Here is a 19293-nt window from a genome sequence, read left to right on the forward strand (position 1 = left end):
CCGAGCTTCGCCGACCCCAGGCTCGGCGGTCCCGTCGGGCTCGCAAGGCTCCTCAGCCATGACAGGTTCCATGTAGTCCCCCCGGTTGGATCGTGCGGGCTGGTCGTCTTCGCTCTGGGCTCAGAGGAGGTCGTCGATCTCGACGCTGGTCATCTCTGCACCGCGATGCACGACCTGTGCCGTGTGCTCGACGTCGACGCTCGCCTGGCTGGACACGCGGCGCGCCTTCAGCGCGCGGGAGATTCCGTGGACGTCCCCGGCCTTGTTGACGATACGCATCCCGCTCGCGGGCCGGTCCTCCCCGACGAAGGTGATACGGCGCCCGTAAACCACTTCCAAGAGCGCCCGGGTCCTTCCGAGAACACGCCGAAGCCGTTCGTCCTGGCTGTCTACCAGGCGCTCGTTTTCGGCGTACATCCCGAGCACGTCCACCATGGACTCCAGCCGCTCGGCCAAGTCGTCCGTCACGCCGGTCAGGTCGAAGCCCAGCGCATCGCCGGGGTCTCCAACTACCACGTCAGGCAGTTGCTCCGCCGGAAGGGGGGCGGCGGATGTCCTGCGTGCCGCACGGTGGTCGAGTACAACCTCGGCACGGCGGTAGAGAAACCCGATGGCCTGAGTAAGAGCCGAGGTGGCCAGCATCGGAAATCCCAGCCCGTCACTCATGGCAGTCTCCCTTGTTCTCCCCCACTCACGAGAGAGAGTCACAGTTCGTAGGCATATACCTACAGGATGCGACAGGATGGGCTGGCGAGGAGGCACGTTGGGGAGAGATGACCTGAAACGCACGCTCACCGCACAGCAGGGCTTCGCTCACCGTGAGGCACGGACGGGAGGGCCGACCTCTATTCTTCCTGGCCCTTCGAGGGCTGCGCTGAGTCTGACGGGGCTGATGGGCCGTCGGCGATAACCTGCGGGGAACAGGCCAAAACACGACCTACGGCTGGACCTTCGGCAGTGCGCCGAGGCACAGCACCGTCCTCGCGGAAGCGAGGGACCCTCGCACTGCGCCTGGCCGTACAGAGGTGCCGCAGATGTCCCGACTGCTTGACCGATGTAACCCCCCACGGCCAGCGGAGAGAAGCTGCAGGCCAGAGGCTGCCCTGGCGACATCATGGCTCCGAGGTCAGCGGCTCTTCGGCTTTGGGCGCTCGAGCAGGAACGGCGGGATGTGTGCAAGCATCGGCGGCTCCTCGGGGCCGGCATAGCCGAAGTACAGGCGGTGTCGGGCTCGTGTGGCCATCACGTAGTAGAGCATGCGGATGGCTGCGGCCGTGGGGTCTCCTGTGTCCAGGTGGGTGTCGGGGACGACGACGGTGTCGAACTCCAGGCCCTTGGCACTTGCGCGGTTCACCAACGTCAGACCGGGGCGGCTCGCATCGACCGTCCGGTACCGGCCCTCGGGAGCACTGGCGATGTACGTCTGCGTCTTCAGCCGCGGTGCGACCCGGGCCAGCTCGCCGAGGAGGTCCTTCTGCCCCTGGGTGTGGCGCAGGATGACGCCGGTGCTCTGGCCGCGGTGCGCGGCGGCAACCTCGGCGATCCAGCGCGCTGTCTGCGACAGTCGCGCCAACGGCATCAGCGACGGCAGCGGCCCCTCGCGCTCGGGGTGTTTCACCGATGTCCGGTCGAGGGTGAACTCCTGTGCCAGTCGTGAGATTTGGCGGCTGTTGCGCAGATTCCCGGCAATGGTGTGACGCGAGGGGGCGCCCAGGGCTTGGCTGATCTCGGCGAGGGTACTCTGCTGATCGGTGATGCACTGATACTCGTCGGCGAAGACAGTGAGGTGGGTCCCCAGAAGGCGGCACAGCAGGTAGAACTGCACGGGAAGGTCCTGCCCTTCGTCCACCACCAGCCACTCACGCTCGGGCGGCGCAGTCAGGCTGATGGCTGACGCCGCCAGGGCGTCCCAGTCGAAGGAGCCATCGGATGAGAAGCGGATCTCGGCGCCGGTGGAGCGCCGGTGCCAGTCGATGACCCATTTGTGGTAGGTCGTCACCGGCACCGCAGTTGCGCCCGGGGCTGAGTTCAGGTCGCGCTGTAGTCGCTGACGCAGCAAGTTGGACCGCGACACCAAGGCGACGCGGTGCCCGCCGTGTGCCAGCGCGAGCGCGCGATGAACGGCCAGGGCGCTCTTGCCCGAGCCGGGTGGTCCATCGACCAGATGGTGGCCAGCCGCGGGAAGGTCATGCAGTAACTCGCTCTGCTCCGGGAGGAGTTCGTCGGCAGCTGGGGTCATGGCGCGGGGGCCTCGGCCAGCCCGGACTCCTGACTGATCTGTGCGGCTTCGACACGGGCCGCGCTGATCGCGGCCTCGAAGTAGCCCGGAACCCCAGTTCCTCCGACGACGAGCATCCGGTCGAGCAGGGAGTTGCCGGTCTCGCAACTGGTCTCGGGCAGCAGCGCGCAGGCGTGGCAGGCGGCGCGGTTGAGATTCGCGAAGCCTTGCCCGAGGTGTTCGGCGCACAGCGGGTCGGCTGAGCACCAGGCCGCCTGTTCCAGCAGCCGGATGATCGTCTCGGCGAGCAGCCCAGGCTCGCCCTGGCGCGCCAGCCCGCCCATGGTGCCGTCGGCGTCCCCGGAGGCGGTGTAGATGAGGATTCCGCTCTGCGAGGGGCCCGGTTCTGCTGCTGGCGCAGGGCGGGCGTACACGCGTTCGCGCAATGAGGCGGTGCTGTAGCCGGACTCGAACGCGAGCTGGCGGATCAGTAGGTGGGCGAAGGTGTGCAGCAGGGGGAAGCGCGGCAGCAGCAGCTCGCCGGTGACAGAGGCGAGCCGGTCGCGCTGGAAGGAACGCGAGAGGTCGTCCGCCATCCCCGTGACTCGGTGCTGCACCTGGGCGTCCGCTTCCCACTGCGTGAGGGAGTCCTCGTGGAACGACAGAAAGACGCCCTCGCCGAAGACTTCGATCGCGGGCAGCCAGTGAGCCTGGCGGGCGCCGACCCGGGTGTCGACGGGGACGATTGCTTCGCTGGGGGAAACCCGGGTGAAGCCCTGCAGGGCGCGCACTTCGCGCAGCCGGTCCGCGATCACGACTTCGGCGATGCCAGCATCGAGGGCGTGCCACGGCATGGCGTCGTCGGGTTCGATTCCGAGGCCGACGCGGCGGATGGAGAACTCCTGCGAGCTCTCCGGGACCGGCTGGGTGAAGGCGGTCCACTCCTCCCAGCTCAGATCCGGGTAGAACGGTGGGTCACCATCCGGGCCGCCGGTCGGGCCGGTCCCTGCCGGATTGGGAGCCGGTTCGCCCAGCCGGCGCCCGGTCTCCTCCTCCAGCAGGGCTTGCATCAGCGCCTCGTCCGCGCCGACGGATTCCGCGATCAGGTCGAACAGGTTCCGCGCGCTGGGTGCGTCCAAGGCCTGGCACAGCGCGGTCCAGAAGGCATGGGTGCGCACCCTAGCCGCAGTGTCGCTGTCCAGGACGACGGGGGCGGCGGGCACGGGAATGTCGAGGGCCGAGTGCACGACGGGGTAGTACAGGTTCCCGGCGGTCCGCTGAACGATCTGGACCGTTTCGGGGCAGTCCGCGCTCTCGGAGCGGTACTGCCATGGGTTGCGGCCGGTACAGCGGAGAGCCTTTGTGCCCTGAATGTCCAGCAGGTCCCGGGAGGCATCCTCGCACTCCTCGTTGCGGCAGCTCACCGACAGGGCCTCCAGACCGGTGCTGCTCTCCTCGACCCGGAAGCGCAGCCGTGCGCGGTCCGGACAGCGTTCGCGTTCTGGTGCGGTGAGCTGGGAGTGGGCCCAGTACCACCAGTCGACGTCACCGAGGTGCCCCTGGGCGCAGATCTGCACGAAGCGCATCGGGGCCAGTTTGCGCTGTGGCTGGCAACTTCCGCAGACTGGCGGGCGCCCGAACCGTTCTTCGCCGATGCGCCAGCGCACCATGCGCCGGCAAGACCCGCAGAACAGCCAGGACGGGAAGCGGATGTAGGCCGGCCCACGGGCGTCGGGCACGTCGTACTCGGCCACGGGTGCCGGAGGCGGCGCCCACAGAGCGGTGACCCTGGGGAGCTTCTGGACCAGGCGCGGCGCCAGGATCTGACGGCGGATCTTGGCGGCGGGCCAGTCGCCGATGCCTGCGGCGACAAAGGACTCGCCCTGGATGTCGAGGATCGCGCCGACTCCGAACGGGAGAACCGTCTGGGCCTGACGCACCCGCAGGTTGCGGCTCATTCTCCGGCTCCCTTCACGATGACCTGGCACTCCATGTCCACGCTGCGCATCGAGTGCGGGACCTGCCACAGGCCGTCGGCCCTGCCGAAGTTGCCCAGGAGGTTGGCCTGCGTCTTGCCGTTGTTGCGGTAGTACAGCGGCTTGCCCGCGTCACGCGCCTGCTGTGCGTGCTCGCGCCAGTCGCGTCGGAGCAGGGCGAGGTGCTGCTCGGTGGCGTCGGCCGCCGCTGGGTCGCAGCGTGCAGCCCAGTCGGCGATGCGGGCAGCTGCGTCGGCGAATTCCACCGGGTGGTCGAGCACGCCCCCGGCCTGGTTCTCCTGGGACAGGCCGATGCCGTGGCGCACCAGTACCACCAGCGCCGCGTGCAGCGCACGGCGGCGGGAGGGGATCGACCAGGGTGTGACGCTGGTCGGTTCCACGTGCTGGTAGAGCGATGCGTGGTAAGTGCCGAACGTCTCGTAGTGGGAACGGTCCCTGGGTCGGGTGGAGTTGAGGAAAGTCACGACAAGTCCAGGGACCTGGTGGCGCCCGACTCGGCTGGTGGCCTGGATGTACTCGGCGGTGGCCTTTGGCTGGCCGAGCATAAGCATCAGGGCCAGACGTTTGACGTCCACTCCGACTGACAGCATGTTCGTGCAGGCCAGGAACGCGACGCTGTCTTTGTCCTGCCAGCTGCGCTCCAGCCGGTCCAGGAGCTTGGGCTGCTCTGAGCGGGCCAGGTTGCTGGTCAGCTCCTCCACCTCGCGCTCGGTCAGCTCCCGGCGGTGCCCGGGGGCGCCGAGCCCGGAGAGCTGAGCCGGGATGTCGTCGGCGGCTGCGGTCTTGGTGCGTCCTAGCTCTCGCAGGCTGTGGTGGTAGGCGACCAGGGTCCAGTAGTCGTCACGGTGTTCCTCGGGCAGCTCCATGACCCCTTGCAGTAGCGCTGCGGAGGTCGCGACGGTTGCGCGCCCTGCCGTGTGTCCTTGGGCCATGACCCCTACGTAGGTGCGTCCTGGGGTGTCGTGGTCGGGCTCGGAGAAGTAGGAACGGCGCGCGTCCAGCCCCGCGCACGGGAACAGTTGCACCTCTCGTCCGTAGGACTGCTGGACCTGCTCGCTGGAGCGCCGGATCGTGGCCGTCGAAGCGATGACTTTCGGGACCGGGCCCCCGTCCCAGGCGCACAGTTGCAGAACAGCGGATTCGTACAGGCCGACGGTGGTGCCCAGCGGGCCGGTAAGCAGATGCAGTTCGTCCTGGATGACCAGCGACGGGCGGCGCTGGCCCGCGCCGCCGAATAGGCGCCCAGCTTGTGGTACCCAAGCCAGACGGGCGAACTTGTCGACGGTCCCGAGCAGAAACGTCGGGGGTCTGTCGTAGATGTGGTCGTCGACCACCGCCACGGGAAGTTCGCCGTGGAAGCGGCAGGTGTCGCGCGGGCAGAAGAACCGGAAGGACGTGTCGGTGGCCCTAATCCCGTAGGCCGCAATCGAACTGGACTTGTGCTCGGGCAGGATCCGGGTTCCGCACCACGGACAGCGGTCCAGGATGAAGACGTCCTTCGGTTCAGCAGCGCCGCGCTCGTCGGTGAACCGGCTCTTGGCGTCCGCGTAGGACATGGGGGTGGTCGAGGAGCCTACCCATAGGCCGATGCTGAACGGCTCTGCCCCGAGCAATGGGGCGTCGTCGGCCTCGGTGCCCAGCTCCTGGGGATCGCGCAGATACTCCAGCGCGCAGATCGTGCTGGCCGCGCGCTGGAACTGCTGCGTCGTCAGCAAGCTGAGGGTGTAGCGGCTGATGACGGCAGTGCCGCCGCCTGCCTGCCCGTACCGCAGACGCCGCAGAATCATCTCGAAGCTCGCCAGCAGCAGGTACGCTTCGGTCTTCCCACCGCCAGTGGGGAACCAGATCAGATCGACGACCTCCCGGTCCGGGTGCTCCTCTTTGATCAGTCCCTGGGCTGCGAGCAGGAAGAACCCGAGCTGGAATGGGCGCCACGCCGAGGCAGGGTCGATCGGCGGATTTCGCGGGACAGTGTCATCGTCGCGTCCGTGCCGCGAGCCGGCCAGGTCGTCCTTCATATGTCTCATCTGCAGGGCCATCGCCCGGTTCGCGAGCCTGAAGGCCTGCAGTGGCTGGCCATCAGGGTCAGCGCACAGCGCCTGGGCCCCGGCTTCCATGCGTTCCACAGCTAGCTTGATGCGCTCCAGGATCCGCCGGGCGGCGTCCTGGCCCCAAGGTGGCACGGGCAACTGGCACTGCTCCTGGTGCCAGACACGGTAGGCGGCTGTGAACTCGATCAGCTCGGCCAGGAGATCGTGGGCCGCCAGAGCCGAGTCGCACAGATGAGCAAGTTTCAGCACCGGTGCGTCGAGGGGGCCGCCGGGGCGGACCCCAGGGACCTCGGCTTGCGGCATGACCTGGGAGCGGATGCCGAGGAGCTGATCGTCCTGCTTGATTTCCTCGACTGCGCATCCGTGGCCAACCGCGCGGGTGACCACGTGCCGGTACTGCAGTCGTAGTTCCTGCTCCTCCGGGTCCCTGCTGGCGAGTCGCACGCTCGGGTACTCGCGCAGGTCACCGCCCTTGGGTCGTACCTCCAGACCGACCTGGAAGAGCATGTCGTCCCACTGCGGCGGGTTCCGCTTCCCGGGCACCAGCGGCGGGCAGTGCACGCTGTTGACTAGGGCGACGGTTACCAAGTGACCGCCGCTCGGCATCTCCCGCCACCGCAGCCTGACCTCGGCGCGCCCCTCGAAGACCGGGATGCTCGTGTCGTTGCGGGTCACGGTGAGGACTGCCTCGGGAATTGATTGCCGCTGCCATTGCCGGGGGCCGTGTCCGCGCTGTGTCTGGTACCGGGCCGCAGTGCAGCGCACTTCCAGGGTGGCGGCACCGGTGTAGATGGACAGGCCCAGGGACGAGGGCAGCCAGGCGTTCGACTCCGGGACCGGGTCCTGCGCGAACTGAGTCTCCTCCGTGCCGGGGTCCTGTCCCGGCGCGGGTGCCTCCTCGTGTGCCACGTCGTGCTGACTCTGCAGGTCACTGTCCTGCGGATAGAGCGTGCCCATCAGGTAACGGCGGTCCGGCGGCACCGCCAAGACTTCGTCCGCACCCTCGGCCGGCCCCACGAGTTGCTCCCGCAGGTAGCGAACCATTACCTCACGCGGCCCCATGGGCCCTCCTCAGAGCAAAGCGGTCCCACGCCAGGCCCTGAACCGGGTTTGACGCCATAATGGGTAAGGGCGATCGTAGCAACGCGTGCCCCATCGGTACCGCCGGTCGCGGTCCCCGACGAGGCTGAATTGTCACCGCAGCGTGGGAAGGTCACCTACATGCCTCCTCACGCCGCCGCCCGGGCCCCGCAGCACCCGAGCATGCTCTCGCGCATGGCTGTGGTGCTCGAGCGCCTGCGCGACAGCGCGGTCCATGGGTTGGTCCCCCAGCACGTCTTCGCCGCCGCAGTCGGTGAGTTGGCCCTGGATACGGCGGCCACCTCGCGTTTCCGCGCCACCCTCCTGGAGCTGAAGCTCGAGGTGGAAGACCCGGCGGGGTTCACTGCGCAGCCGACTGAACACGAGGGACCGATCGCCCCGGTTTCAGTCACGCACCCGCACATCAGAGCGGTACCGCAGGTGGTCGGCGGCGCTGATTCGGCGGTGCCGCTGGGAAGCCTCGATCCTGGCGCGGTGGCTGCCGCCCGCCGGCTCCTAGACGATGACCACCGGCGCCTACGTCCCCAGAAACGCATCCTGACCGCCCAGGAGGAGGCCGGCCTCTTCGTACTGCTGCGCGGCGCAGACGAGCACCTCGATGACGTCCCCGAAGAAGCGGACCTGGCCGCTCTGCCCCGTGAGGATCTGCGTCGGTGCGCGTTCGAGGCCTTCGTCCTGCACAATCAGGGGCTTGTGCACAACGTGGTCCGTGGCGGCCCTCTCGACCAGGGCCTGGAGTACGACGATCTGGTGCAGTACGGGATATTCGGGGTGATGCGTGCGGCGTGCAAGTTCGACGCCAGGACTGGATACAAGTTCTCCACCTACGCCACCTGGTGGATCCGGCAGGCGCTGAACCGGGCAGTGGCTGACCACGGAACGGTCATCCGCATCCCGGTGCATCTGTTCGACACCATGCGCAAGGTTGCCGCCACCGAGGCGCGACTGCGGAGCGAGGGGCTGGCGCACACCAGTGTTGATGTGGCGATCGCCTGCAACCTGGAGGTGGTCAAAGTCGAGGAGGTTCGCAAGATCAGCCGGGTGACGGACTCCCTGGACCGCGTGGTCGGCGAAGGTCTACACCTGGGTGAGCTGCTCAGCGTGAGCGACCCCGCGCCCGGACCGGAGGAGGTCTTGCGCCGCAAATGGTCCCGGGAGTACTTCGAGCAGGTCCTCACGGTCCTCACCCCACGCGAGGCCGATGTCCTACGCCGCCGCTTAGGCGTCATCGACGGCGAGCAGCAGACCCTCGGTTCGATCGGCGACGAATTCGGCGTCAGCCGCGAACGCATCCGGCAGATTGAGTCGAAGGCGATCACTCTCCTGCACGACCACTTGTGCGCAGTGGACGACGGGACCTGCGGACACCCGGCGCGCCCGCTGAGCAAGAAGAGCACCGGTCCAGCCGGTGACGCCACCTAGCGCCGGGAGCGGGCCCGTGCGCCGCTCAGCCCTCTTGGGAGAACCTCTGCACTGGAGGGGCCGGATCGATACCCTTGCGGCAGGTGGGTCACCAGAAATTTGAGACAAGCCGGCGATGCTGGTGGTTCGCGGGTGGGGATGGATCAGAACAATCACCAGGGATGGTTCGGCGAGGCCTTCGTCGCGGTTCTTGCCGCAGCGGCGGGGCTGCAGCACGCCAAGCCCTACCCCGACTTGGGCATTGACCTGCAGGTCATCCGCAGTCACCCCGATCCCGCGCTCGAGGCACGCGTGGAACTCCAGGTCAAAGCCCAACGCGTCGACGATCCCGGCAACCTGGGCGGCGCGGTGACCGTCAGGCTGGAGGCCCATCAGTACCGGCGCCTGACCGGCCGCCGCCAGGTCCCGGCGTACCTCGTCGCCGTCGTCGTGCCCCGTGACCGGCAAAACTTCGCGCAGGCATCCGAGCAGGCGCTTCGCCTGAACCACAGCGCCTACTGGGTTTCTCTCGAGCACGACCCGTACACCCTGGGCCCCGAGCAGAAGACGCTGACTGTCACGGTTCCCACCAAGAACTTGCTCACCACAGCGGTCCTGCACGACCTCCTGGACCAGGTCACCAGCGAGGGGAGCCTGCTATGACGCCCTTCCCGCTCACCGAGCAGCAGATTCGCGACATCGCCCCCAGGGACGCGGCGCGCTACCTGCGAACCCACGGCTGGCAGGAGACCGGGAGCGTGCGCTTCAGCGCGCGCTGGACCCTGTCCGACCGGGAGGCGACGGTCCTGCTGCCCGTCCTGAGCGACCTCGCCGACTACCCCAACCGCATGGGGGAACTGCTGGAGCGCCTGGCGGTCGTGGAGAACCGCACGGTCCTGGACATCCACGGCGACATGGTCCTCACCGACACAGACAGCCAGGAGATCATCTCGCGTCCTGCCACGCCCAGCGGAACTGTGCCCCTCATCGCCGGTGCCCGGGCAGTGTCGAGCATCCGCGACCTGCTGCTGAGCGCGGCCACTGCCGAGGTCCTGGACGAACCACGGCTGGTCCTGCCGCGCAACAAGCCTAAAAGGGCGAAGGACTTCCTGGGTCAGGCTCTGTTGGGGCCTAGCAAGGCCGGAAGCTATGTATTCAGCGTGCGCATTCCCCTGGGGGACGACCCGCAGGCCGACCTGACTGCGAGCGCTCGGGCAGCGGCGCGGCTCGGCGCGGCCCCTTTGCCGCCGCCTTTCGGGCGTCGCGTCGCGCAACGGCTCTACCGTGCGGTTCACGCCGCCCGTGACGCCGCCGCCCAGAGCATGGAGGCGGATGACCTGGGCGCCTTTGAGCTCCAAGCGGAACACGGCGTCTCAGCTGATCTGTGCCAGGCCCTGACAGGCATCGGGGAGAGTAGCGAGGACGGCTTCGCTGTGCGCTTCAGCTGGTCTCCGCGCTGGAGCGTGCCCCACAGCTTCAGCGCGCCGCGTGCCGACTTCCCCCAGGATCTGGTCGCGGTGCTCGCAGCTGGCGCCGACCAACTGCGAGCCAGCGACCCCAGCCCGCAGGTTTACCCCGACGCCCTGATCCTGGGACCATCCATCTCGCTGACACGGGCGAAGGACCAGAACGGCGGCGTGATCCTCGTGGCCGCCGGTCCCGGGAGCACTCCCGAACTGGCAGGACACCAGATTCGCATCCGCCTGGAGCCCGAGCACTACGACAAGACAGCTGCGGCCCATTCACGCCACCACGACCTGCTCTTCCAGGGCACCGTCATCAAGAGCGGTAACAGCTACTCGATGGAGGCGGCGACCCGGATCGTGGTGCTCGCCTCCTGACACCGGGCGCCACGACCGGCGGCAGGAACACCGCTGGCGGGTGGTGGGAGGTATCCGTCCATCATGGTGCTGCGGTAGGCCCGAGACCCGCGAGGCCGAGCAGGCGAGGAGGGTTCTCAGCTGCTCGGTGTGCCGTTCGATTTCGCCAGCTCCGACTGGCCCGATGAGGAGGTACCACGCTGGGGACTACCTCCCCTTGACCGGGAGATCCGTGGCCCACCGCCCAAGGCGATGTTCACTCGTTTGGGTCTATTCGCTTTGTGGGCTGAGTAAGTGGCCCCGATGCGGCAATGCCACTGGGTAAGTGTGGGGTGCTCGGGCCTGAGGAGGTGTCGGCCGTGGCTGCGAGGGCTGCAACAAGCGGACGGGCGTCCGGTCCTGGCGCGAGCGACGGGTCAAGTGGCTTGGCGGGGTGGGCCCGTGAGCATGGGGGTGCGTCGTCTCGGGCGAACGCGCCCGTAACAGTCGGGTTGCGGTTCGCTTTCTACGGCCGAGTATCCACGGAGGATCATCAGGATCCTGCGACGTCGCGGGCGTGGCAGTTGGAGCGGGCCGGAGCGGTGATCGCGGGGCACGGGCGGGTGGTGGCGGAGTTCTTCGATATCGGCCACAGCCGGGTGCTGCCATGGGCGCGCCGACCGGAGGCGGCCGCGTTGGTGGCAGCGATGGCCGATCCGGACCGGGGTTTCGACGCGGTCATCATCGGCTCAAGCGAGCGGGCGTTCTACGGCAGCCAGTTCGCGGCGATGGCACCACTGTTCGAGCACTTCGGGGTAGCGCTGTGGGTTCCAGAGCTGGGCGGGGTGGTCGACCCGGCGCTCGCCGGGCATGAGGAGCTGATGGTCCTGCTGGGGATCCTGGCGAAGCGGGAGATCGTGCGGACCCGCATCCGGGTGCGGACCGCGATGCTGGTGCAGACCCGGGACCAAGGCCGCTACCTGGGTGGCCGTCCGCCCTACGGCTACCGCCTCATCGACGCCGGCCCGCATCCGAACCGGGCCCTGGCCCGTCGCGGGCTGCGGATCCAGCGCCTGGACGTCGACTCCCACACCGGGCCCGTCGTGGTCTGGATCTTCACCCAGCGCCTGGCCGGGCACAGCGTCGCACGGATCACCCGGGCCCTGAACGATGCGTCCATACCCTGCCCGGCCGCGGCCGACCCCGACCGGAACCCGCACCGAACCGGCGACCGCTGGGTGCTGACGACGGTGCGCGCCATCCTGGCCAATCCCCGCTACACCGGCCACCAGGTCTGGAACCGCCAGCGCACCGATCACGACCTCATCGACCCCGCGAACACCGCGCTCGGCCACCGCGACGTCCAGCGCCGCAACACCCCGCAGGACTGGGCCATCTCCCGCAGTCAGGCGCACCCCGCACTGGTCAGCGACGCCGACTTCATCACCGCTCAGACCACCCACGCCACCCATTCCACCTCGGGGCGCAAGTACCTGCTGGCCGGACTGCTGCGCTGCGCGACCTGCGGTCGGCGGTTGGAATCCTGCTGGGTCCACCACCGGCCGGCTTACCGCTGCCGCCACGGGTACTCCAGTGCGACCAGTCCCGGGGCCGACCGGCCGCCCAATGCTTATCTACGCGAAGACCATGTCATGCCTCACCTGCCGGCTCTGGTACTTCGGATCGCCGCCTCGGCTGGAGATCTGGCACCGGGCCTTGGCGCTGCACTCGGGTACCTGCGAGCCGGCGGCATCGAGCTGACCTACGACGCGGCGGCCAGGACCCTGACCACTGGCACCGAACGAGGGGAGAAGATCCTGATCGGCTGACCGACGCCGTAGCCGAGGCGACCACCGACGAAGGGAGGAGCGGAACGACGAACGCCCGACCCGGCCGAAGGCCGAGCACGGGCGCCGATCAGTGCTGCCCGAAAACCAAGCAGCGTGTACAAAAGGTGTGTCCGAGGGGGGACTTGAACCCCCACGCCCGATAAAGGGCACTAGCACCTCAAGCTAGCGCGTCTGCCATTCCGCCACCCGGACAGGGTGTGTGCCTCAGGTTTTTTCTTGCTGTTCCCCTTGGCGACAGAGAGAACACTACCAGGCTCCGGGAGTGCTTCTCACCCACGTTTCCCCCGGTCAGGGGTGGTCCGGCGGGATGGAGTGGGGCGTATCGGGGTGGAATGGGCCAAGGCGGACATCCGGAGCGCCGCGCGGGTCGTCCGGTCGTCCGGGCGGGTGGGCCCCGCGACAGCCGCCCGGACAGCCGGGTCCATGCGGTCCGGGGATGGTGGGGCGGCGGCGGGGTTCTGGAGAGGGCGTCGGCGCGGTGAATGTTTCGGCTGATTGGTGAGCCGGAAACGCACAGGATCGGCCAGAAGTCGACCCAGGTCGGGGGTAAAGAGATCGGCTGGCGCCAACTTGCCGTCGCTGCCACGGTGCCGCTCGGCGCTCTCCTAGCCTCGTGAGGGACCGAGGGAGTCCTGAGCGGAACGCCCGATTCTCGGCAGACAGGTGGCCGGATCGGTCGGTCGGGCCGCCGGGTGCCGACGCGGGCCGCAGGTCGCGGGCCGGCGCAGGACACGCGCCGGACCGTGCCAGGGCCGCCGGGAGCGCCTCCCCTCACCAGTGCGAAGGGCGGCTTGACGTGGAACAGCTGAGCGGGGCGGCCGGAGCGGCCACGAGACGGCCCGGGGCGGAGCCGGCCGACGGGGTCTGGCGGTTCTCGGCGGTGGCGCACGAGGCGTCGGTGCCGCAGACCCGGCACGCGGTGCGCGACCGGCTGCTGGCCCAGGGGATGGCCGGGCAGCGCTACCAGGAGTTGATCGACGACCTGCTGCTGATCGTCTCGGAGCTGGTCAGCAACGCCGTGACCCACGCCGCCGTGCTCTCGCCGTACCTCACCACCGAGCTGGCGATCGGCGGTGGCTGGGTCCGGGTCTCGGTCGAGGACGGCCACCCGTACCGCCCGAGGGCGCTGGAGAGCGATCTCGGGCAGTTGGGCGGCCGCGGGCTGCTCCTGGTCAAGAGCGTCACCCTGCAGGCCGGCGGCGTCTGCGACGTCGAGCGCACGGGGGAGGGCGGCAAGGTGATCTGGGCCTCGCTGCCCCTGCCCGCACAGCGCGAGGCCGGTCCGGAGACCGGTCCCGACTGCTGTGCGGGCGGCGAGGACGAGGACGGCGAGCTCGGCGGCGTCGCCGGGAGCGTCTGGCCGCGCTGAGCGGCCCCGCCGCGCACGGACGGGCGAAGGGCTACCAGCCCCGGCCGGCGATCTCGCGGATCCCGGGGAGGGCGGCCTCGAAGACCGTACGGAACCAGACCGAGAACGGCCGCTCGGCCTCCAGCGCCTTGAGCTCCTCGGCGGTCACGAAGAGGGTGTCGTCGACCTCCGCCGGGTCCGGGTTCAGCGGTGCCGTCATCAGGCCGACGAACAGGTGGTTCCACTCCCGCTCGATCAGCCCCGAGGCCTCGTCGGGCAGGTCGTACCGGACCGTGCCGGCCTCGCACATCAGGGCCGGGGCGGCGCCGAGCTCCTCGGCGGTGCGCCGGGCGGCGGCGACGAACGGGGGCTCGTCCGGGTACGGGTGGCCGCAGCAGGTGTTGGACCAGACGCCGGGGGAGTGGTACTTGCCGAGCGCGCGGCGCTGCAGCAGCAGCCGGCCCTGACGGTCGAAGAGGAAGACCGAGAAGGCCCGGTGCAGCCGGCCCGGCTGCTGGTGCGCCCAGAGCTTCTCGGCGGTGCCGATCGTCGCACCTTCGTCGTCGACGAGTTCCAGGAGGATCTCGGCCGCAGCTCCGCTCCCGGCCTCGGCTCCCGCTCCGGCCTCCGCGACCTCTGCTGGGAACCGGGTCTGGCTGGTCGATCGACTCTCGGGCATCTGGCCTCTTTCGGCACGAGGACCGGAGCCGCAACCCGGGCGTACGGGCCCGGATCCGCCCACCCGGTCCGGCGGTCGGCTGCATGTCGCCGGTCGGGCTCCCGGCTTTGGACGGAAGGCACCTGGTGGCGTCGGGTGACCAGTCTGCCGTATGGCTCACGACCATGAGTGACGTGACGCTTACCAGGGCTTGAAAGGCTCGAACGGATAGCTACTCTGTTCGATTTATGATCGGGTTTGCCGCCTTTGATTCACCTTCTGGATGTTCGAACGTCAGGTCGCGGTCGAGTCACGACCGGTGGGCGGCTTGAACGGGAGGCGGGCCGTCCGGAATGATGATCTCCACGGCGTTGTGGCGTCGGATCCGGACCAGGGCCGCACGCTGCGGCTTCGGGGGCGAACTACGGGTCCGGTAGCCTCGATCGGTGCGCTCGGTTCTCCCGGCAGCACCCGTCGTCGCACCGCCCACGGTCGTCCGTCGCCCGGTCGTCCACCGGATCGTCCACCGGGCCGGTCGCCGTCCGGCCGCCGGACACCGGGGGCTCGGCCGTCCGGCCCGTTCAGCAGTTCCCGCAGGTCCAGTTGTCCCCTGTCCCACCGCATCCCGTTGTGGCCGGACCGCACACCACCGCCAGGGAGTGAGTCCCGCTGTCCACTGTGATCGTGACCGGCTCCGAGCTGCTCGCGTCCGGAACGCCCGCCGGACCCGGCCGTTCCCCGCACGGGACGGCGGCCGGGACCGCGGGCGGACGGGCGGACGGCTGGACGGCCGGGGCCACGACCGGGGTCATGGCCGGGTCGGCGCCCGTGGCGCCGCTCGCGCCCGCGCTCGCGGCGGACCTCGCGGCCCTCGGCTTCCACCGTGTCCTGCGCGCTCACGACCTCGACCAGCTGGCCGCGCTCACCGGCGCCTGGCTGACCGCCGCCGACGGACCGGCCGACCCGGCGGACCGGGTGGCGGTGGTCGACGCGGGCTTCGTCGGGCACCGCCACGCGCTGCGTCTGGCGCTCACCGACCCGAGGTTCCCGGCGGCGGCCGTCCCCGGCGCGGTCGTGGTCGCCGGGGCACAGGCCCGCGCCGCCCTGGCCGCCGCCGCGAGCCGCCTCACCACCCCGCCGCTCCTCCCGCGCCAGCCCGGCACGTACGAGCCGGGCCCGTACCAACCCGGCCCGTACGAGCCGGGCACGTACCTGCCCGGTCCGCGCCACGCCCGCCCGTACCAGCCCGGCCCCCGCGAGGTCGTCCCCCGGCAGAGCACCCCTCGCCACGCCCTCCCGCGCGACGCCGGCCCGCAGCAGGGCGCCGAAAGGCACCGCGCGCCCGTGGGCCCGGCCGGTGCCCGCACCTCCGTGGCCCCCTTCCCCGAGGCACCCGCGCGTCCCCAGCCGCAACCGGCCCCGCTGCCGCTCCCGGACCTGCTGGCCGGCGCGCTCGCGCAGCAGTACGGCATACCCGTCCAGCGCCCCGAGCTCGGTACGTTGGTCGCGACCGTCCCCGCCACCGAGTGCGAGCTGGACGTCGCGCGGGCCGCGATGGCGGAGGTGGACGAGGAGGAGGTCCGGCTGCGCCGCGCGGTGAAGGCCCGGGACGGCTTCTTCGCCACCTTCTTCGTCAGCCCGTACTCCCGCTACCTCGCCCGCTGGTGCGCCCGGCGCGGGCTCTCCCCGAACCAGGTGACCACCGCCTCGCTGGTGGTCGCCCTGCTGGCGGCGGCCTGCGCGGCGACCGGCACCCGGCCGGGCGGCATCGCGGCCGGCGTGCTCCTGCTGCTCTCCTTCGTGCTGGACTGCGCGGACGGCCAGTTGGCCCGCTACGCCCTGCGCTACTCGACCGTCGGCGCCTGGCTGGACGCGACCTTCGACCGCGTCAAGGAGTACGCGTTCTACGCGGGCCTGGCGCTCGGCGCGGCCCGGACCGGCGACCACGTCTGGGCCCTCGCGCTGGCCGCGATGACGCTGATGACCTTCCGGCACAGCGTCGACTTCGCGTTCATGGCGGCCGACCAGACCGCCGCGAAGGCCCTGCCCGCCGGTCCCACCAGCGCCGCCGGCCCAGCCGGCCCCGGCGCCGCTGGCACCCCCGGCCCCAGGAACACCAGCCCCACCGCCGAGTTCTCCAGCCGCCTCGACCGGGTCGGCTGGACGGTCTGGGCCCGCCGGATCATCGTGCTGCCGATCGGCGAGCGCTGGGCCCTGATCGCCCTGCTCACCGCCTGCACGACCCCCCGCACGGCCCTCACCGTCCTGCTGGCGGGCTGCGCGCTGGCCTGTTGCTACACCACGGCCGGCCGGGTGCTGCGCTCGGTGAACCGCCGCCGCCCGCGCTCCGTCCGGGCCGCGGCCGAGGTCGCCACGCTCGCCGACGGCGGGCCGCTGGCCGAGCTGCTGGCGCCCGTGCTGCGCCCGGTCGCCCGCCGGCTGCCCGCGCTCGCGCCGCCGGTGCTGGCCGCGCTGGCGGCCGTCGCGCTGCCCCTGGCCGTCCGCCTGAGCGCGGGAACGTGGACGGCGGTGGCCGCCGCCGGCGGCTACGCGCTGGTCTCCGCCCTCGTACTGGCCCGTAGGCTGGACGGTGCGCTGGACTGGCTGGCGCCCGCGTTCTTCCGGGCGGGCGAGTACCTGACGGTGCTGGCGCTGGTCCTGCGGCTGGACGTCGCGGCCCTCCCGGCCGCGTTCGGGCTGGTCGCCGCCGTCGCCTACCATCACTACGACACGGTGTACCGCCTTCGCGGGGGCACCGGAGCGCCGGCCCGATGGCTGGTACGGGCGACCGGCGGGCAGGAGGGCCGGGCGCTGCTCGCCACCTCCGTCGCGGCGCTCGCGTACACCGGCAGCCCCGTCGGGCACCAGGGTGCCGGGGCGGCTGTGACGCAGGGCGCGCTGGTGGCCCTCGCAGCCGTACTGGCTCTGGTGGTGGTCGCCGAGAGCATCCGCTTCTGGGTCCTCGGGGATGCCACAGCTGAACACGACGAATCAGGAGACACCGCATGATCGGCCTCGTTCTGGCAGCCGGCGCCGGCCGCCGACTGCGCCCGTACACCGACACCCTGCCCAAGGCGCTGGTGCCGGTCGACGGTGAGCGGACCGTCCTGGACCTCACGCTCGGCAACTTCGCCGAGGTCGGCCTGCGCGAGGCCGCCATCGTGGTGGGGTACCGCAAGGAGGCGGTGTACGACCGCAAGGACGCCCTGGAGCAGAAGTACGGCGTCAAGCTCACCCTGGTCGAGAACGACAAGGCCGAGGAGTGGAACAACGCGTACTCGCTCTGGTGCGCCCGCGACCTCTTCACCGAGGGCCTGCTGCTCGCCAACGGCGACACCGTGCACCCGGCCTCGGTGCAGCGCACCATGCTGGACGGCAACGACCGCCGGATCAAGGAGGGCAACGCCCCCGGGATCCTGCTCGCCCTCGACACGGTGAAGAAGCTCGCCGACGAGGAGATGAAGGTCGTCGTCGACCCCGCCTCGGGCATGCGCAGGATCACCAAGCTGATGGACCCGGCCGAGGCGACCGGTGAGTACATCGGCGTCACGGTCATCAACCCCTCGGCGGCGGCCGACCTCAGCGACGCGCTGAAGACCACCTTCGAGCGCGACCCCGACCTCTACTACGAGGACGGTTACCAGGAGATGGTCAACCGCGGCCTGCGGATCGACGTGCAGCCGATCGGCGAGGTCTCCTGGGTCGAGGTCGACAACCACGACGACCTCACCAAGGCGCGGGAGATCGCGTGCCAGTACTGACCCGCCTGGTGCCGTCGCCGCTCTTCGTCGAGATCCGCTCCGGGGCCCTGGACTCGCTGGCCGGCATCCTCGCCGACCAGCGGCTGTCCACCTCCGGCCGGATAGCGGTGGCGATCAGCGACGGCTCCGGCACCGTGCTGCGGGAGCGCCTGGAGCCCGACCTGCCCGGCGCGGACTGGTACGAGGTCACGGACGGCAGCCTCGACAGCGCCGTCCGGCTCGCCGACCAGGTGCGCGCGGGCCACTACGACGCGATGGTCGGCCTCGGCGGCGGCAAGATCATCGACGCCGCGAAGTACGCCGCCGCCCGGGTCGGGCTGCCGCTGGTCGCGGTGGCCACCAACCTGGCGCACGACGGCCTCTGCTCGCCGGTCTCGACGCTCGACAACGACGCCGGGCGGGGCTCCTACGGCGTCCCCAGCCCGATCGGCATCATCGTCGACCTGGACGTGATCAGCAAGGCCCCGCGGCGCTTCGTGGCGGCCGGCATCGGCGACGTCATCTCCAACATCTCGGCCTGCGCGGACTGGGAACTCTCCCACACCGTCACCGGTGAACCGATCGACGGGCTCGCCATCGCGATGGCCCGTTCGGCCGGTGAGAACCTGCTGCGGCACCCGGGCACTCTGGACGAACCGGGCCTCCTCACGACGCTCGCGGAAGCCCTGGTACTGTCCGGCATCGCGATGAACATCGCGGGCAGCACCCGGCCTTCCTCGGGCGCCTGCCACGAGATCTGCCATGCCCTGGACGTGCTGTACCCCAAGCGTTCCGCCCAGCACGGCGAGCAGGTCGGCCTCGGTGCGGCGTTCGCCACCTACCTGCGGGGCGACCACCGGCTGGCCGGTCTGATCGTGGAGCGTCTGGCGAGCCACGGCCTGCCGGTGACCGCGGCTCAGATCGGGTTCACCGAGGCGGAGTTCACGAAGGCGGTGGACTACGCTCCGAACACCCGTCCTGGTCGCTTCACCATCCTTGAGCACCTCGACCTCTCCCCATCAGACATCAGGGACGCGTACGCCGACTATGTCCAAGCCGTCAACAGCTGACCGCCAGGCCGCGAGCCCGGCCGTCGACCTCACGGTCCGCCCCTCGATCGAGGAGCTGCG

At 70.1% G+C, this 19293-nt stretch carries 13 protein-coding genes and 1 tRNA gene; 8 read left to right on the forward strand and 6 right to left on the reverse strand.

Annotated features, from left to right (window positions below):
* Positions 1-120: 120 nt before the first annotated feature.
* The 4 genes from ABD330_RS04605 to ABD330_RS04620 form a co-directional block, all read right to left on the reverse strand.
* On the reverse strand, positions 121-666 hold the full coding sequence (locus ABD330_RS04605) for a hypothetical protein (protein WP_344460951.1): 546 nt from the start codon (positions 664-666) through the stop codon (positions 121-123).
* Between the two features lie 460 nt (positions 667-1126).
* Entirely contained in the window at positions 1127-2239 is a 1113-nt protein-coding gene (locus tag ABD330_RS04610; RefSeq protein WP_344460953.1) for an ATP-binding domain-containing protein, read from the reverse strand.
* Positions 2236-4176, reverse strand: coding sequence for a DrmB family protein (gene drmB, locus ABD330_RS04615; protein WP_344460955.1), 1941 nt, complete (start codon positions 4174-4176; stop codon positions 2236-2238). The genes ABD330_RS04610 and drmB overlap by 4 nt, the downstream gene beginning before the upstream one ends.
* Positions 4173-7328: a helicase-related protein gene (locus tag ABD330_RS04620; protein WP_344460957.1), complete on the reverse strand. Its 3156-nt coding sequence runs from the start codon at positions 7326-7328 to the stop codon at positions 4173-4175. Before ABD330_RS04620 ends, drmB begins: the two co-directional genes overlap by 4 nt.
* 213 nt (positions 7329-7541) lie before the next feature.
* On the opposite strand from ABD330_RS04620, the gene ABD330_RS04625 reads away from it, so the two are divergent.
* From ABD330_RS04625 to ABD330_RS04640, 4 genes are all read left to right on the forward strand, one after another.
* Positions 7542-8789 (forward strand): sigma-70 family RNA polymerase sigma factor, encoded by a 1248-nt coding sequence (locus ABD330_RS04625; protein ID WP_344460959.1) that lies wholly within the window; start codon positions 7542-7544, stop codon positions 8787-8789.
* A 138-nt stretch (positions 8790-8927) separates the two neighbouring features.
* Complete coding sequence (locus tag ABD330_RS04630) at positions 8928-9431, forward strand: DUF4365 domain-containing protein (protein WP_344460961.1); 504 nt, start codon at positions 8928-8930, stop codon at positions 9429-9431.
* Positions 9428-10609, forward strand: coding sequence for a hypothetical protein (locus ABD330_RS04635; protein ID WP_344460963.1), 1182 nt, complete (start codon positions 9428-9430; stop codon positions 10607-10609). The genes ABD330_RS04630 and ABD330_RS04635 overlap by 4 nt, the downstream gene beginning before the upstream one ends.
* Positions 10610-11013: 404 nt before the next feature.
* Positions 11014-12396 carry a recombinase family protein gene (locus tag ABD330_RS04640; RefSeq protein WP_344460965.1) on the forward strand — a complete coding sequence of 461 codons (1383 nt, stop codon included), beginning with the start codon at positions 11014-11016 and terminating at the stop codon, positions 12394-12396.
* A gap of 128 nt (positions 12397-12524) precedes the next feature.
* Here ABD330_RS04640 and ABD330_RS04645 read toward each other — a convergent pair.
* Positions 12525-12609 (reverse strand) — tRNA-Leu (locus tag ABD330_RS04645).
* Between the two features lie 604 nt (positions 12610-13213).
* Between ABD330_RS04645 and ABD330_RS04650 the strand changes: the two genes are divergently transcribed.
* Positions 13214-13786, forward strand: a complete 573-nt coding sequence (locus ABD330_RS04650) for an ATP-binding protein (RefSeq protein ID WP_425555446.1) — start codon at positions 13214-13216, stop codon at positions 13784-13786.
* A 31-nt stretch (positions 13787-13817) separates the two neighbouring features.
* Here the strand turns inward: ABD330_RS04650 and idi are convergent, their stop codons facing one another.
* Entirely contained in the window at positions 13818-14444 is a 627-nt protein-coding gene (gene idi / locus ABD330_RS04655) for an isopentenyl-diphosphate Delta-isomerase (RefSeq protein WP_344460967.1), read from the reverse strand.
* A 789-nt stretch (positions 14445-15233) separates the two neighbouring features.
* Between idi and ABD330_RS04660 the strand changes: the two genes are divergently transcribed.
* Genes ABD330_RS04660 through ABD330_RS04670 form a run of 3 tightly spaced genes read left to right on the forward strand, consistent with a single transcriptional unit; the run spans position 15234 to position 19233 of the window.
* The gene (locus tag ABD330_RS04660) at positions 15234-17432 is read left to right on the forward strand and encodes a DUF5941 domain-containing protein (protein ID WP_344461105.1); all 2199 of its coding nucleotides are present in this window, start codon (positions 15234-15236) and stop codon (positions 17430-17432) included.
* Positions 17429-18184, forward strand: coding sequence for a phosphocholine cytidylyltransferase family protein (locus ABD330_RS04665; protein ID WP_344460969.1), 756 nt, complete (start codon positions 17429-17431; stop codon positions 18182-18184). Before ABD330_RS04660 ends, ABD330_RS04665 begins: the two co-directional genes overlap by 4 nt.
* A complete protein-coding gene (locus ABD330_RS04670; protein ID WP_344460972.1) occupies positions 18172-19233 on the forward strand; it encodes an iron-containing alcohol dehydrogenase family protein in 1062 nt (353 codons plus the stop codon). The genes ABD330_RS04665 and ABD330_RS04670 overlap by 13 nt, the downstream gene beginning before the upstream one ends.
* Positions 19234-19293 lie beyond the last annotated feature (60 nt).

Origin of the sequence: Kitasatospora kazusensis (genome assembly GCF_039529945.1) — a bacterium.
Lineage (GTDB): Bacteria > Actinomycetota > Actinomycetes > Streptomycetales > Streptomycetaceae > Kitasatospora > Kitasatospora kazusensis.